The organism is Plantactinospora sp. B24E8 (assembly GCF_039871735.1).
Classification (GTDB): Bacteria; Actinomycetota; Actinomycetes; order Mycobacteriales; family Micromonosporaceae; genus Plantactinospora.
Genome location: NZ_JBDPMH010000005.1, coordinates 257668 through 273109, shown reverse-complemented (window position 1 = coordinate 273109; position 15442 = coordinate 257668). Strand labels below are relative to the sequence as shown.

The following is a 15442-nucleotide window of genomic DNA, read 5'->3' as shown; positions in this document are numbered from 1 at the left end:
CCCCTTTCCACATCGCATCGTTACAGGGGTGGTGCGGTGCGGCAGCGCCGCTCGGCGGGGGTCAGGCCCGGGCGAAGACGAGCACCGCGTTGTGACCACCGAATCCGAAGCCGTTGTTCAACGCGGCCGGCACGTCCATCTGACGCGCCTTGTGGGCGGCCACGTCGAGGTCGAGGGCGTCGTCGGGGTCGTCGAGGTTGATCGTCGGCGGCACCACGCCGTCCCGGATGGCCAGGATGGTGGCGATGGACTCCAGAGCCCCGGCGGCACCGAGCAGGTGACCGGTCATCGACTTGGTGGCGGTCACCACCGGGTGGTCGCCGAGCGCGGTCCGCAGGGCGACGATCTCCGCCATGTCCCCGACCGGGGTCGAGGTGGCGTGGGCGTTGACGTGGACGATGTCCGAGCGGGCGATGCCCGCGTCGGCGATCGCCATGTTGATCGCCCGGATGACGCCCCGGCCCTCCGGGTGCGGCTGCACGATGTCGTAGCCGTCGGAGGTGAGTGCGGCGCCGGCCAGTCGGGCGTAGACCCGGGCGCCGCGCGCGGCGGCGTGGTCGGCCCGTTCCAGCACGACCGCCCCGGCTCCCTCGCCGAGAACGAACCCGTCGCGGCCCTTGTCCCACGGTCGGGAGGCCCGTTCCGGGTCGTCGTTGCGGGTCGACATGGCCCGCATCGAGGCGAACCCGGCGATCGGCAGCGGGTGTACGACGGCCTCGGTGCCGCCGGCCAGCACCACGTCGGCCCGGCCGGAACGGATCATGTCGAGACCGAGTGCGATCGCCTCGGCCCCGGTGGCGCAGGCGCTGGCCATCGAGTGCACCCCGGCCTGGGCACCCAGCTCCAGCCCGACCCAGGCGGCCGGCCCGTTCGGCATCAGCATCGGCACCGTGTGCGGGGAGACCCGCCGTGGGCCGGACGCCTCCAGGATGTCGTCCTGGGCGAGCAGGGTCTGCGCCCCGCCGATTCCGGAGCCGAAGCTGACGCCGAGCCGCTCCGGGTCGGGCGGTGCGGCGGCCAGCCCGGAGTCCGCCCACGCCTCGTGGGCGGCGACCAGGGCGATCGCCTCCGAGCGGTCCAACCGGCGCAGCTTGACCCGGTCGAGTTTCTCGGACGGCTCGACCGCGAGTTCGGCGGCGATCCGGACGGGAAGTTGCGCCGCCCACTCCTGGGTGAGCGGACCCACCCCGGAGCGGCCGGCCAACATGGCTTCCCAGGTCGACGCGACGTCCCCGCCGAGCGGGGTCGTCGCGCCGAGCCCGGTGACGACGACGTCGGGACGACTCATGATCAGGACTGGGCCTCGATGTAGGAGACCGCGTCACCGACGGTCTTCAGGTTCTGCACGTCGTTGTCCGGGATCTTCACGCCGAACTTCTCCTCGGCGGCGACGACGACCTCCACCATGGAGAGCGAGTCGACGTCGAGGTCGTCGGTGAACGACTTCTCCTCGGCGACGTCGTCCGGGCTCACGCCGGCGACCTCTTCGAGGATCTCGGCGAGGCCTGCGGTGATCTCGTCACGGGTCATTGTGGTTCTTTCCTCTCCTGGATGGATGGTGCGACGGCGGACCTGTCCGCCGGGGCCGGCCGGACGGGGTGCCGCCACGGCCGGGGGGTCAGGGGCAGCGGACGACCTGTCCGGCGTAGGTGAGGCCGCCGCCGAAGCCGAAGAGCAGCACCGGGGCGCCGGACGGCACCTCCCGCCGCTCGACCAGCTTGGACAGGGCCAGCGGCACGCTCGCCGCCGAGGTGTTGCCGGATTCGACGATGTCCTTGGCGATCACCGCGTTCGGCATGCCGAGCCGTTTGGCGATCCCCTCGATGATCCGGAGGTTGGCCTGGTGCGGTACGAAGGCGGCGATCTCCTCCGGCGCCACACCGGCCCGTTCGCAGGCCTGCAGGGCGAGCGGGGCCAGGGCGGTGGTGGCCCACCGGAAGACCGACTGCCCCTCCTGCTGGATGTACGGGCGCCAGCCCTCGATCCGGACCGCGTCGCTGCGTTCCGGGACGGAGCCCCAGAGCACCGGGCCGATCCCGCTCGGCTCGTCCGGGCCGGTGGCGGTGACCACCGCGGCCCCGGCCGCGTCGCCGAAGAGGATGCACGTCGACCGGTCGGTCCAGTCGGTGAAGTCGGAGAGCTTCTCGGCGCCGATCACGATGGCGTTGCGGGCCGCGCCGGCCTGCAGGGCGTGGTCGACGGTGCCGAGCGCGTACGAGAAGCCGGAGCAGGCGGTGTTGATGTCGTACGCGCCCGGGGCGTTGATCCCGAGCTTGGCGGCGACCCGGCAGGCCACGTTCGGGCTGCGGTCCACCGAGCTGCAGGTGGCGACGACGACGAGGTCGATGTCGGCGGGGCTCAGGCCGGAGTTGGCCAGCGCCTTGTCGGCCGCGGCGGCGGCCATGTCGGAGACGGTCTCGGTGTCGGCGATCCGCCGGGTGACGATGCCGACCCGCTCCCGGATCCAGGTGTCGTTGGTCTCCACCATCTGGGCGAGGTCGTCGTTGGTGAGCACCCGGGACGGCTGGTAGTGCCCGAGGGCGAGAATCCGGCTCACCGGCTCACCGTCCGGCGGTTCCTGGTGTCGCACTGACCGGTCATGAGAGCTGTCCTCCGATGCGGGCGAGGGGCTGGCCCGGGGCGACCGGGTCGTTGTGGTGGGCGAGCCATTCGGTGAGCACCCCGGCGGCGTGCGCGGTGACCTCGACCGTGCCCTGCCGGGTGCTGACGTGGCCGATGACCTGCCCGGAGTTGACCGTGTTGCCCTCGGTCAGGTCGTCGGCCGGGGTGAAGGTGCCGGGATCATCGGCGACCACGACCCGGAAGCGGGCGGTCGGTCCGGAACTGGCCGGGGCGCCGTGCCGGGCGATCAGGTCGCGGGCGGCGGCGAGGTCGTCCGGGGTGTTCAGGGTGACGATCTCCGGTACGGCGCCGCTGCCCTTGAGCTCCCGCTTGATCAGCCCGGCGAGGGTGCCCGCCGGCGGAAGCTCGATGACGGCGGTGACCCCGAGGTCGGCCAGGGTACGGACGCACAGGTCCCAGCGGACCGGAGCGGTGACCTGGCGGACCAGGCGCTGCACCATCTCCCGTCCGTGGGCGACGGCGACGCCGTCGGCGTTGGAGAGCAGGATCCGGGCCGGGTCGGTCGGGGTGATCCCGGCGGCGACCGTGGCCAGGGCCTGCTCGGCCGGGGTCATGTACGGGGTGTGGAAGGCGCCGGCGACCTGCAGGGTGATGACCCGGCTGCCCTTCGGCGGTTCGGCGGCGAACGTGGCCATCCGCTCGACCGCCCCGGCGACGACGATCTGGCCGGCGCCGTTGAAGTTGGCCGGGTGCAGTCCGTGTGCCTCGATGGCGGCCAGCACCTCGGCCTGGTCGCCGCCGAGCACGGCGGACATGCCGGTCGGTTCGAGGGCGCAGGCGGCGGCCATCTCCCGGCCGCGTACGCCGGCCAGGGTGACCGCGCTCTCCGGGGTCAGTACGCCGGCCAGGGCGGCCGCGGCGAGTTCACCGACGCTGTGTCCGGCGGTGACCGTCACGTCGTACGCCGGAAGCTGTTCGGCGGCGAGCAGCGCGGCGGCGACCAGCAGCGGCTGGGTCCGGGCGGTGTCCCGGATCTCGTCGGCGTCGCCCTCGGTGCCGAGCCGGACGAGGTCGACGCCGGCGAGCGCGGAGAACCAGCGCAGGCGCGCCTCGGCGCCGGGCAGGTCGAGCCACGGGGTCAGGAAGCCCGGCTTCTGGGAACCCTGGCCGGGGGAGAGTACGGCGAGCACGGTTACGACTCTGCTGGATCATCCGCTCGGACGTGCTTGCCGTGATGTACCAATCCGCACTACCAGCTTTGTGAGTTACCTACAAAAATCCATGGTGGTCATGGACTTCCCGGGATGTCTGTCCTGAACGGCACCTAATGTCCGTGCGTGGGACCCACCGGCGCGGACGGGTCGAGGCGTCCGATCGTCAACGCCATCCGCAGCGCGAACGCGTCCCGGGCGGTCAGCGGTGAGAAACCCGTCACGTCCGCCACCCGGCGCAGCCGGTACCGGACGGTGTTCGGGTGCACGAAGAGTGTACGGGCCGCGCTCTCCAGCACCCCGTTGGCGGCGAAGAACGCGTCCAGCGTCTCCAGGAGTTCCCCGCCGGCCCGGACCAGGGCCGCGTACGCCTCCTGCCGGAGCATCCGGCGCGCCTCGGGGTCCCCGGCCAGCGTCCGTTCCGGCAGCAGGTCGGCGGCGGCCACCGGCCGGGGCGCCGCCGGCCAGGCGGGCGCGGCCCGGAAACCGGCCAGCGCGGCCCGCGCCGAGTCGGTCGCCGCGTCCAGGCTCGGCACCGCCGGCCCCACCACCACCGGACCGGGACCGAAGCCGGCGAGCAGTTTCTCGGTGGCGGCCAGCGGGTCACCGACCCCGCCGAGTACCACGACGAGCCGGTCGCCGTGCACCCCGCCGATCATCTCCAGCCCGAGCCGCCGGGTGACCCGGTAGATCGTGTGCAGCACCGCGGTCACCTCCCCACCCGGTGAGCGGCCGACCGCCACCGCCACCGGCGGCGCGTCCGACCAGCCCAGCGCCGCCGCCCGACTGGCCAGCACGTCCGGTGAGTCGCCCCGGAGCAGCGCGTCGACCAGCAGCGCCTGCAGCCGGGCGTCCCAGGACCCGCGTGACTCGGCGGCCCGGGCGTAGACCCGGGCCGCGGCGAACGCGATCTCCCGGGAGAACTTCAGCACCGCCTCGTGCAGCAGCCGCTCCTCGCCCGGCGCGGCCAGGTGCGGGACCTGCTGCTCCACGACGTCGATGGTGACCTTGATCAGCGCCACCGTCTGCTGCAGGCTGATCGACCGGGCCAGGGCCCGGGGCGCCGCGGCGAAGACCTCGTCGGAGACCTCCTGCGGACTGTCCGGCGCACCGGCGTCCGTACTGGCCGGCCGGGACCGCAGCCACTCGACAAGCGACCGCACCCCGGCCTGGGCGACCAGCATGACCCAGGACCGCTGCTCGGCGGGAAGCTCACGGAACCACGGCAGTGTCTCGTCCATCCGGGCCACGCTCGCCGTGGCGAGGGCGCCCGCCGCCCGCTCGATCTGGCGCAGCGTCGCCGCCAGCTCGCCGTCCCCCGCCTCGTTGCCCACCGACCCAGCCTGCCACGTCGGAACCCGGCGGCCACCACCCGGTGCGTGGCATCATGCTCCGATGGTCGCCCGTCCATCCCTGGTCGTACCGCTGTCCGCCGCCGCCGGGTTCCTGCTCCTGCTGGCCCTCACCGTCGCCGGCTGGGCGCCGTTGGACCGCGTCGACCTCGCGGTCAGCGACGTTTTCCGGGAGTACGGCGAGCGCCGGCCCGACCTCGTCGCCGTGTTCCGGGTGGCGACCGACGTCGCCGCCACCGTGCCGTTCGTGGCCGCCGGCCTGGTGACCGGGCTGGCTCTGGCGGTCCGGGGCGACCGCCGGCCGGCGGCGTTCTGTGTGGCGGTGACCGTGCTGGTGCCGGTGCTCTGGGCGCTGATGCACTGGCTGGTGTACCATCCCCGGCCGGTCGACGGCTTCGTGGTGGTGACCAGCAACGGCTTCCCGAGCGGGCACACCAGCAACGCGGCGGCGGCCGCGCTGGTCGTCGTACTCCTGCTCTGGTCGGGGCTGGGCCCGGCGGGCCGGGCGCTGACCGTCGGGCTGGCCGTGGTCTTCGGGGTCCTGGTCGGGCTGACCCGGGTGGCGCTGGTGGTGCACTGGCCGACCGACGTGCTCGGCGGCTGGCTGTTGGCCCTCGCCGTCGTGCCGCTGGTCGCCCGGCTGGTCGCGGCCCGGCCGGCCGCCGACGCGGATCGCCGGGTGGCGGCCCGTCCCGCAGCCTGACCGCCGGTGGCGACCGGGCCGACCGGTACGTCTCCGGTCACGGCTCGGGCAGGTGCAGTTCCTGGGCGAGGATGGCTGCCTGCACCCGGCTCCGCAGACCGAGTTTGCCGAGGATCCGGCTGACGTGGGTCTTGGTGGTGCTCTCCGCCATCACCAGCCGGTCGGCGATCTGCTGGTTGGAGAGACCGAGCCCGAGGCAGGCCAGCACGTCCCGTTCCCGGGGGGTGAGTTCGGCGACCGCCGCCCGGCCGGCCGCCGGGACGACCGGTGCGGTGGCCGCGAAGGCCGTGATCAGGCGACGGGTGACCGCCGGGGCGATGAAACCCTCACCCCGGGCCACCGTACGCACCGCCTCGACCAGTCCCTCGGCGTCGGTGTCCTTGAGCAGGAAACCGGCCGCTCCGGCCCGTAGCGCGCCGAAGACGTACTCGTCGAGGTCGAAGGTGGTCAGTACCAGGACGTCGGCGAGTCCCTCGGTGACGATCTCCCGGGTCGCGGAGACGCCGTCCAGCCGGGGCATCCGGACGTCGAGCACGGCGACGTCCGGCCGCAGCCGACGGCAGAGCGCGACCGCCTCCTCACCGTCGGCGGCCTGCCCGACCACCGTCAGTCCCGGCGCACCGGCGAGGATCAGGACGAGACCGGCCCGTACCGCCTCCTGGTCGTCGGCGACCACCACCCGGACGGGTGGGGCGGCCCGGTTGTCACTGGCGCTGATGGGGTCCTCCGTGCTGGTCCGGCTCGCCGGTCACGCCGGTGCGCTCGACGGGTACGGGTGGGTTCGGTGGGTCCGCTCGGCTACCGGCAGTTCGGCGCTCACCCGCCAGCCGTGGTCGCAGGGGCCGGCGGTGAACCGGCCGTGCAACAGGGCGACCCGTTCCCGCATCCCGATCAGGCCGGCTCCGGCGCCCGGCAGCCCCGTCCCGGCCGGTGTCCGGTCGGCACCCGGAGCGCCGGTGGCCCCGCGGGCCAGCCGGTTCTCGATGGTGAGCCGGACCGACCCGGGCCGGTGGGCGACGGTCAGGGTTGCCGGCCCCGTACCGTGCTTGAGCGCGTTGGTCAGCGCCTCCTGGACGATCCGGTACGCGGCCAGGTCCACCCCGACCGGCAGCGGCTCGGGTTCGCCGAGCGTCTCGAACCGCAGCGGCAGGCCGGCACCCCGGGCCTGGTCGACCAGCCGGTCCACCTCGGCGAGCCGGGGCCGGACCGGCCCGTCCACGGCCAGCGGCGCCGGTACGTCCCGGTCAGCCCCCGTTTCGGCACTCTCGGCCGGCTCGCGGAGCAGGCCGATCATCTGCCGCATCTCGGCGAGCCCCTGCACACTGTTCTCCCGGATCACCCGCAGCGCCTGTTCCACCTGGGCCCGGTCCAGGCTGCTGACGGAGAGCACGGCGGTGGCGTGGATGGCGACCGCGCTCAGGTGGTTCGCGACGACGTCGTGCAGTTCCCGGGCCATCCGACTGCGCTCCGCGGCCACCGCCTGGCGGCGGTCGAGCTCGGCCAGCCGGGCGGTCTGCTCGGCCCGGGCCCGCTCGGCGGCGGCCTGGTCGCGGTACTGCCGCACACCGATCCCGCTGACCACCGGCAGTACCCCGATCAGCGCCACCGGCACGGCCAGGGCGAGGCCGTGCCAGGACCACGGGCCGAGGAAGATCATGCCGAGCGCCGCGGCCAGCCCGGTGAGGGCGATGTTGATCCAGAGCAGCCAGCGCCACATCCGGGGTGGGCCGTACACGCAGGCGTCGAAGAGCACCTGGGTGTAGACGAGGGTGGTGGCCAGGGACGAGCCGCAGGCCAGGTCGATGAGGAAGGCGACGGTGCCGAGGGTCAGACCGGTCCGGGTCGCCACCCGGCGCAGTGCGACCGCCACGGAGGTCGTCGTGAGCAGGGCGAGGGATACCCCGGCCGGCGGGTCGAGGATCCCCTCGTTGAGTGGGTGGTACACCGCCAGCAGGAGTAGTCCGCCCAGGTACGAGGCGGACGCCAGTACGATGTCCCGGGACATCGTCCCGCGTTCCAGGTTCCGCCAGGCCGCCACGTTCCGATCCCATCACATCGTCCGGGCCGTCCCCTCGGTCCGGACGACGAAGCGATCCCGGCCCGCATCCGTCAAAGGATGTACAGACCAGGGAAGCGGGCCGCCCGGCCGCGCCCATTCGGGTTGGAATGCTCAGGTTCTGTCGACGGTGGCGTCGAGTCCGTCGGCTCCGACCAGTACGGTGACAAGGTCCCGGCGACGTGGACGCCCCACCCGGTCCCCGGCCGGAGCCCTCGGCGTCCGACGCCGATGCCGGGCGAACCGCCCGGGCAGCGGCGAGCGTGAGGAGGCTTGGATGGCGCAGGACGCCGGACAGGGCTGTGCCGAGGAGGAGCCGAACTCGCTGTTGGGCGGGGACGAGCCGCCGCTCGGTCCGGCCGGCCGGCTCCGCTGGGTCTGCGGCGCCGGTGCCGGGCTCCCGACGGCCCCGCGCGACGGCAAACCGGTCCGGCCCGGGACCGACCCGGTCGGTACGGACGTCGACCATCCCGACGCGGCCGGGCCACCGACGCCGGTCGGCGCGACCGAACAGGCGCCGCAGCGGTCGAGACTGATTCCCCGCCCCCGTTCCGCTGGACGGGACGGGGACAACCTCGCCGAGCCGTCACCGGCGGGCCCGGTGAACGGGACCGCCGGGGCACGGGGCGCGGCCAACGGGACCGCCGGGGCACCGGGGACGACTGCCGATCCGGCCGAGGACGTACCGGCGCCGGAGGAGCAGCGCCGGTCCGGCTGTCAGACGGATCGGCCGGGGTGGGCCGGGGCCCACCGGCACGGCGCGGTCCGGCCCTCCCACCGACGGGTACGCCGGGACCGGCCTCCGCGCCGGTGGTGCTGACCGCCGGTCAGCGGGTCCGGCGACGGACCAGGAGTGCGATTCCGGCCAGTCCGGCGGTGATCGACAGCAGCACGGCGCCGTTGAGCAGGATCAGGTGACGGAGGTCGCCGAGCAGCCGGTTGACGTCCTTCTCGGGGCCGATCGCCTCGTCCGGGATCACCCGCTCACCGCCGCCGACGCCACCGCCGACCACACTGACCTCCGGCTCGGGGAGTGGGGCACCGGCCGCCAACAGCGTCTCGGTCATGGTCAACCGGCCGAAGAACCAGGCCGCGCCGGGCCGGCTCTTGTCCGGCTGCTTCGCCGGCCGGAAGGCACGGGGGCCGCCCTTGGCCAGCGGGTAGAGATCGAAGGTCTGCTTGGCGGCGTCGTCGACGTGCACCACGAGGGTGTACTTCGGCCCCAGGTCGGCCGCCTTCGGTGCGGTGGTCTGCCCGTCGCCCTTGAGCCAGCTGACCTGGTCGAGCACCGCCGCGAACAGGTCGGGACTGGCGTCCGCCCGTACCGTCAACGGGTTCGCCAGGTCCTTGCCGGTGATCACGATCGAGGTGGGTTTCGGCGCCGGCTTGGCGTACGCGGCGCTGCCCGCACCCAGCCAGCCACCGGTCGCCAGCAACAGCGTGACAACCCCGATGAGCCGACGGTTCACCCTTCCGGCCATCGCTGACCTCCTCGCCCCGTCTCGATGGTGGCCATGATGCAGGTCACGCGCTGGTTGGTCGGTGGGAAGACGACACTGTCCCGGATGGACCCGCCGTCTTCACTACGTAGACTCCGCAGAACGCCGCTCGGTTGCACCTGAACGAGCAGTTATTGAAACTATCTGCGATCCAGGGTCGACTGAGGAGTCGAGCCATTGATCGGTAGGGCGAATCGTAGCGGACGGAGGCGACCATGCGGTCCGGGGTCACCCGTTTCGGGACACTGGTGCTGAGCGTCGTGGTGGTGGCGCTCTGCGTACTTCTGCCGGCCGGGCCGGCGGCCGCGCACAACTCCCTGACCGGCAGCGACCCGCGTGACGGGGCCCGCCTCGACAGCGCGCCGAAGCACGTACGGCTGAGCTTCCTGGCCCGGCTCGATCCCGGCACCACGCGGGTCACCGTCACCGGGCCAGACGACAACCCGGTGACCGTCGGTAGGCCCGCCTTCTCCGGATCCCGGGTCACCGTGCCGGTCCGGCCGGTCGCCGCCGGGCGCTACCTGGTCCGGTACGAGGTCGCCTCCGGCGACGGGCACCCGATCAGGGGGGACGTCGAGTTCACCCTGACCGTGGCGGCCGCGCCGACCGCCCCGCCGACCACCGGACCGGCGTCCTCGACGGCCGCCGCCCCGACGGTGTCGGCCAGCCCGTCGGCGGACCCGTCCGGCACGCCGGTGGCCGCCCCGGTCACGCCGACGTCGGGGGAGGATGGTGGAACGCCGTGGTGGCCCTGGGTGCTCGGCGCCGGGGTGGTGCTCGCCGCGCTCACCGGCGGCCTGCTGCTCCGTCGTCGCCCGACCCGTGACAGGCCGACCGACTGATCCGGGCTCGGCCGGCTGTGCCGTGACAGGCCGGCCGACTGCGCCGTGACAGGCCGGCCGTCGACACCCGGCCCGCCGGGCGGCGGACCGGGCGCGGTCCTTCGGTCAGATCAGCCGGGTACGGGCGGCCCGCAGCCGGGTCAGCGACCGGTCCCGACCGAGTACGGCCATCGACTCGAACAACGGCAGGCCGACGCCCCGTCCGGTGATCGCCACCCGGACCGGTGCCTGGGCCTTGCCGAGCTTGAGACCCCGACGGGTGCCGACCTCCTCCAGCGCGGCCTTGATCGGCTCGGCCGACCAGTCGGCGAGTGCCTCGAAGGCGGCGATCGTCTCGTCCAGGAGTTCGGCCGCGCCCTCCTTCATCGCCTTCGCCCACGCCGCCTCGTCGATCAGCGGCGAGTCCAGGAAGAGGAAGTCGACGTTCGGCACGATCTCGCTGAGCACCGCGATCCGGGTCTGGGCCAGCGGTGCCACGGCGGCGAAGGCGGCCGGGTCGAACTCGGCCGGCTGCCAGGGCGGCGGGGCGACGGTGTCGGTGCCGGTGAGCCACGGCTGGCAGGCGGCGACGAAGTCGTCGACCGGCAGGGCCCGGATGTACTCGCCGTTGAAGGCCCGCAGCTTCTTCTCGTCGAAGAACGCCGGTGACGGGTTCACCTCGGTCAGCCGGAACTCCGACTCGATCACGGACCAGGGCACGATCTCCCGGTCGCCGGAGGGTGCCCAGCCGAGCAGCATCAGGTAGTTGCGCATCGCGTCGGCCAGGTAGCCCTCGTCCCGGTACGCCTCGAGGGCGACCTTGTCGCGGCGCTTGGAGAGCTTCTGGCGCTTCTCGTTGACCACCACCGGCACGTGGGCCCAGATCGGCGGCTTGACCCCGAGGGCGTCCCAGAGCAGCTGCTGCTTGGGGGTGTTCGGCAGGTGCTCCTCGGCCCGGATCACGTGGGTGATGCCCATGGTGAGGTCGTCGACCACGTTGGCCAGCAGGAAGACGGCCGAGCCGTCGCCCCGGGCGATCACGAAGTCCTCGATGAGCTTGTTCTCGAAGGTCGGCTCGCCGCGGATCAGGTCGACCACCACGGTCTCGCCCTCGTCCGGGGTACGGAACCGCAGCGCCCGTCCCTCACCCGGCGCCAGGTCACGGTCCCGGCAGAAGCCGTCGTAGCCCTGGTACTGCGAGCCGGTCCGAGCCTGGATCGCCTCCCGGGTGCAGTCGCAGTAGTACGCCCGTCCCTCGGCGTGCAGCCGGCTGGCGGCGTTCCGGTGTTCACCGGCGTTGGCCGACTGGAAGTGCGGACCCTCGTACGTGCCGCGTTCGATCCCGATCCAGTCCAGCGCGGAGAGGATCCCCTCGGTCCACTCGGGTCGGTTGCGGGCCGCGTCGGTGTCCTCGATCCGTAGGACGAAGACACCTCCCTGCTGCTTGGCGAAGATCCAGTTCTGCAGGGCCGAGCGGGCACCGCCGACGTGGAACATTCCAGTCGGGGAAGGGGCAAAGCGTACGCGTACCGTCACGGTGCCAGCCTAGTCAGCCGGCCGGGGGCGCCCGCCACCAGGTTTCCGGTCCGCACCCGCCTCGGCGCGAGGTGCCGCACCCGCCCAGGGCAGGTGCCGCGCCCGCCACGCCGGAGGCGCCGCGCCGGTTCCGGCGAATCGGTCTCAAGCGCCAGAAACCACACCGAGGTAGTTCATTCCGGCGTGTCGCCGGCAAGACGTCCGTTTTACCCCGTAATCCTCAATAAGCTGCCGATGGTTACCAGGTTGTCCGCAATGGAGGCGACTGAAGGATGATGCTCATCGAACGCAGCACGCGGGTGGCGGCGCCGATCGAGGCGGTGTGGGACCTGGTCCAGCGGGCCGAGCACCTGCCGGAGTGGCTGGCCGGGGTACGTCAGGCAGAGGTGCTCTCCGGGGAGGGCATCGGCCGGCGGCAGAAGGTGCACGCCGCCGGCCGCGCGTTGGACGCGGAGGTCATCGCGTACCAGGAACCGACCCTGATCGCCTGGCGTGAGCGGGCCGAGGGAGCGGGCGCGCGGGCCGAGGCGCGGACCGAGATCTACGTCGAGCTGGCCCCGGAGGAGGACGGCACGACGGTCCGACTGATCATGGTGCGCTGGCCCGCCGGCCCGGTCAGCGGCGCCCTGCTGCGCTGGGGCATGCGCCGGGTCGGCGCCGACCTCGAGGGCTCCCTCGCCCGGCTCACCGGCCTCGCCACGGTCGGTTGAGCCGCCCGGTGCCGAGCCTGCGCCCGTACCGCCGCCGGTCCGCCCGCCGGCGGCGCCGGCGCCCTGGAGGTCCCGGGCAGAGCCGTGGGGGCGGGTGGCGTCCGACGCCACCCGCCCCCTCGTCCTGTCACTCGTCGTGACCCAGCCGGTCAGGAGTCCCCGCCGGTCTCGCCCACCGGGGCCGCCGCGACGTCGTCGATCGCGTACTTCTTCGCCGCCTCGGCCGGTACCGACGGCGGTACGACCCCGCCCAGCGCCAGCTGACGCAGCGTGGCCACGGCCACCGACTCGGCGTCGACGTGGAAGTGCCGACGCAGCGCGTGCCGGGTGTCCGACAGGCCGAAGCCGTCGGTACCCAGCGAGGTGTAGGCACCGGGGATCCAGCGCGAGACCAGGTCCGGCACCGCGCGCATCCAGTCGCTGACCGCGATCACCGGACCGTCCGACCCGGCCAGCTTCTGCTGGATGTACGGCACCCGGGGCTCGTCGCCGGGGTGCAGGAGGTTGTACTCCTCGCACTCCACCGCGTCCCGGCGCAGCTCGGTCCAGGAGGTGACCGACCAGACGTCGGCCGCCACCCCCCACTCGTCGGCCAGCAACTGCTGCGCCTTCAGCGCCCACTGCATGCCGGTGCCGGAGGCGAGGATGTTGGCGCGCGGCGCGGAGCCGCCCTTGCCGCCGGAGACCGCCGGGGCCGGCGAGTACCGGTAGATCCCCTTGAGTAGCCCCGCCACGTCCACGTTCGCCGGCTCGGCCGGCTGCAGGATCGGCTCGTTGTAGACGGTGAGGTAGTAGAAGACGTTCTCCGGCTTGTCGCCGTACATCCGGTGCAGGCCGTGTTCGAAGATGTGCGCGATCTCGAACGCGAACGCCGGGTCGTACGCCACCACGGCCGGGTTGGTCGCGGCGATCAGGTGCGAGTGGCCGTCCTCGTGCTGCAGACCCTCACCGTTCAGGGTGGTCCGGCCGGCGGTGGCGCCGAGCACGAAGCCCCGGGCCATCTGGTCGGCGGCCGCCCAGAACGCGTCACCGGTGCGCTGGAAGCCGAACATCGAGTAGAAGATGTACAGCGGGATCATCGGCTCGCCGTGCGTCGCGTACGACGTACCGGCGGCGGTGAACGAGGCGACCGAGCCGGCCTCGTTGATCCCCTCGTGCAGGATCTGCCCGGTGGTGGCCTCCTTGTACGACAGGAACAGCTCCCGGTCGACCGAGGTGTACCGCTGGCCGTGCGGCGAGTAGATCTTCTGGGTCGGGAAGAGCGAGTCCATGCCGAAGGTACGGGCCTCGTCCGGGATGATCGGCACGAACCGCTTGCCGAACTCCCGGTCCTTCATCACGTCCTTGAGCAGCCGGACGAAGGCCATCGTGGTGGCGACCTTCTGCTTGCCGGAGCCCTTCTTGACGTCGGCGAAGCGCTCCTTGCCCGGCACCGGCAGCGGCGCCCACTCGGTCCGCCGGGTCGGCAGGTAACCGCCGAGCTGCTGGCGCCGCTCGCGCAGGTACTCCATCTCCTCGGACTTCTCGCCCGGGTGGTAGTACGGCGGCAGGTAGGGGTTGTCCTCCAGCGCCGAGTCCGGGATGTCGAGGTAGAGCCGGTCACGGAAGCTCTTCAGGTCGCTGAGCGTGAGCTTCTTCATCTGGTGGGTCGCGTTGCGGCCCTCGAAGCTCGAACCCAGCGTCCAGCCCTTGATCGTCTTCGCCAGGATGACGGTCGGCTGGCCGGTGTGCTCCATCGCCGCCTTGTACGCCGCGTACAGCTTGCGGTAGTCGTGCCCACCCCGCTTGAGGTTCCAGATCTCGTCGTCGGTCATCCCCTCGACGAGCTTGCGGGTGCGCGGGTCGCGGCCGAAGAAGTGCTCCCGGACGTATGCCCCGGACTCCGCCTTGTAGGTCTGGTAGTCGCCGTCCGGCGTGGTGTTCATCAGGTTGACCAGCGCGCCGTCGGTGTCCGCGGCGAGCAGCGGGTCCCACTCCCGGCCCCAGACCACCTTGATGACGTTCCAGCCGGCGCCCCGGAAGAACGCCTCCAGCTCCTGCATGACCTTGCCGTTGCCCCGGACCGGGCCGTCCAGCCGCTGCAGGTTGCAGTTGATCACGAAGGTGAGGTTGTCGAGCTCCTCGCGGGCCGCCGCGCCGATCGCGCCGAGCGACTCCGGCTCGTCCATCTCACCGTCACCGAGGAACGCCCACACGTGCTGCTGCGAGGTGTCCTTGATGCCCCGGTGGTGCAGGTAGCGGTTGAACCGCGCCTGGTAGATCGCATTGAGCCCGCCGAGACCCATCGAGACGGTCGGGAACTCCCAGAAGTCCGGCATCAGCCGCGGGTGCGGGTACGACGGCAGCCCGCCGCCGGGATGCGAGAGCTCCTGCCGGAAACCGTCGAGCTGGTGCTCGCTCAGCCGGCCCTCCAGGTACGCCCGGGCGTACATGCCGGGGGAGCCGTGACCCTGGTAGAAGATCTGGTCCCCACCACCCGGGTGGTTCTTGCCCCGGAAGAAGTGGTTGAAGCCCACCTCGTAGAGCGACGCCGAGCTGGCGTACGTGGAGATGTGGCCGCCGACGCCGATCTCCGGCCGCTGGGCCCGGTGCACGAGCATCGCCGCGTTCCACCGGATGTATGCCCGGATCCGCCGCTCGATGTGCTCGTCCCCGGGGAACCAGGGTTCCCGCTCCGGGGGGATGGTGTTGATGTAGTCGGTGGTGGTCAGGGGTGGGACCCCCACCTGGCGTTCCCTGGCCCGCTCCAGCAGGCGCAGCATGACGTACCGTGCGCGTTTGGCGCCGCGTTCGTCGATGACACCGTCGAGTGACTCGACCCACTCGCTTGTTTCTTCGGGGTCGATGTCCGGAAGCTGGCTCGGCAGGCCGTCGCTGATCACCGGGCGCTTGCGTTCCGTGGCCACAGGCGTTCCCTAGGTTGTGTGTGGGATAGGTCTCTAGCGCCATCCTGCCTCCTTGTGCCGGTGTC

General features: G+C 72.5%; 14 protein-coding genes. 4 read left to right on the top strand and 10 right to left on the bottom strand.

From position 1 onward, the window contains the following. Positions 1 to 61: 61 nt before the first annotated feature. The 5 genes from fabF to ABGB21_RS11365 form a co-directional block, all read right to left on the bottom strand. Entirely contained in the window at positions 62 to 1288 is a 1227-nt protein-coding gene (fabF, locus tag ABGB21_RS11385; RefSeq protein WP_347658349.1) for a beta-ketoacyl-ACP synthase II, read from the bottom strand. A gap of 2 nt (positions 1289 to 1290) precedes the next feature. Then, positions 1291 to 1530: an acyl carrier protein gene (locus tag ABGB21_RS11380; RefSeq protein ID WP_331217180.1), complete on the bottom strand. Its 240-nt coding sequence runs from the start codon at positions 1528 to 1530 to the stop codon at positions 1291 to 1293. An 88-nt stretch (positions 1531 to 1618) separates the two neighbouring features. Next, positions 1619 to 2557, bottom strand: a complete 939-nt coding sequence (locus ABGB21_RS11375) for a beta-ketoacyl-ACP synthase III (RefSeq protein ID WP_347658348.1) — start codon at positions 2555 to 2557, stop codon at positions 1619 to 1621. Between the two features lie 40 nt (positions 2558 to 2597). After that, positions 2598 to 3773, bottom strand: a complete 1176-nt coding sequence (locus ABGB21_RS11370) for an acyltransferase domain-containing protein (RefSeq protein WP_347658347.1) — start codon at positions 3771 to 3773, stop codon at positions 2598 to 2600. A gap of 134 nt (positions 3774 to 3907) precedes the next feature. After that, positions 3908 to 5128, bottom strand: coding sequence for a helix-turn-helix domain-containing protein (locus ABGB21_RS11365; RefSeq protein ID WP_347658346.1), 1221 nt, complete (start codon positions 5126 to 5128; stop codon positions 3908 to 3910). A 61-nt stretch (positions 5129 to 5189) separates the two neighbouring features. Here ABGB21_RS11365 and ABGB21_RS11360 point away from each other — a divergent pair, with 61 nt between their 5' ends. After that, positions 5190 to 5849 (top strand): phosphatase PAP2 family protein, encoded by a 660-nt coding sequence (locus tag ABGB21_RS11360; RefSeq protein WP_347658345.1) that lies wholly within the window; start codon positions 5190 to 5192, stop codon positions 5847 to 5849. A 37-nt stretch (positions 5850 to 5886) separates the two neighbouring features. Here ABGB21_RS11360 and ABGB21_RS11355 read toward each other — a convergent pair whose 3' ends face one another. Together ABGB21_RS11355 and ABGB21_RS11350 are read right to left on the bottom strand one after the other, a co-directional pair. Continuing rightward, on the bottom strand, positions 5887 to 6525 hold the full coding sequence (locus tag ABGB21_RS11355; protein ID WP_347658344.1) for a response regulator transcription factor: 639 nt from the start codon (positions 6523 to 6525) through the stop codon (positions 5887 to 5889). Between the two features lie 72 nt (positions 6526 to 6597). Next, complete coding sequence (locus ABGB21_RS11350) at positions 6598 to 7887, bottom strand: histidine kinase (protein WP_347677631.1); 1290 nt, start codon at positions 7885 to 7887, stop codon at positions 6598 to 6600. Positions 7888 to 8182: 295 nt separating this feature from the next. On the opposite strand from ABGB21_RS11350, the gene ABGB21_RS11345 reads away from it, so the two are divergent. Continuing rightward, positions 8183 to 8725 carry a hypothetical protein gene (locus ABGB21_RS11345; protein ID WP_347677706.1) on the top strand — a complete coding sequence of 181 codons (543 nt, stop codon included), beginning with the start codon at positions 8183 to 8185 and terminating at the stop codon, positions 8723 to 8725. A gap of 7 nt (positions 8726 to 8732) precedes the next feature. Here the strand turns inward: ABGB21_RS11345 and ABGB21_RS11340 are convergent, their stop codons facing one another. Next, positions 8733 to 9386, bottom strand: a complete 654-nt coding sequence (locus ABGB21_RS11340; RefSeq protein ID WP_347677629.1) for a hypothetical protein — start codon at positions 9384 to 9386, stop codon at positions 8733 to 8735. Between the two features lie 233 nt (positions 9387 to 9619). On the opposite strand from ABGB21_RS11340, the gene ABGB21_RS11335 reads away from it, so the two are divergent. After that, positions 9620 to 10246 (top strand): copper resistance CopC family protein, encoded by a 627-nt coding sequence (locus ABGB21_RS11335; RefSeq protein ID WP_347677627.1) that lies wholly within the window; start codon positions 9620 to 9622, stop codon positions 10244 to 10246. Positions 10247 to 10351: 105 nt separating this feature from the next. Here ABGB21_RS11335 and gltX read toward each other — a convergent pair whose 3' ends face one another. Beyond that, positions 10352 to 11761, bottom strand: coding sequence for a glutamate--tRNA ligase (gene gltX, locus ABGB21_RS11330; RefSeq protein WP_347658340.1), 1410 nt, complete (start codon positions 11759 to 11761; stop codon positions 10352 to 10354). A 272-nt stretch (positions 11762 to 12033) separates the two neighbouring features. On the opposite strand from gltX, the gene ABGB21_RS11325 reads away from it, so the two are divergent. Then, entirely contained in the window at positions 12034 to 12471 is a 438-nt protein-coding gene (locus ABGB21_RS11325) for an SRPBCC family protein (protein WP_347658339.1), read from the top strand. A gap of 149 nt (positions 12472 to 12620) precedes the next feature. Here ABGB21_RS11325 and aceE read toward each other — a convergent pair whose 3' ends face one another. Continuing rightward, a complete protein-coding gene (gene aceE, locus ABGB21_RS11320; RefSeq protein ID WP_347655337.1) occupies positions 12621 to 15377 on the bottom strand; it encodes a pyruvate dehydrogenase (acetyl-transferring), homodimeric type in 2757 nt (918 codons plus the stop codon). Positions 15378 to 15442: the final 65 nt, after the last annotated feature.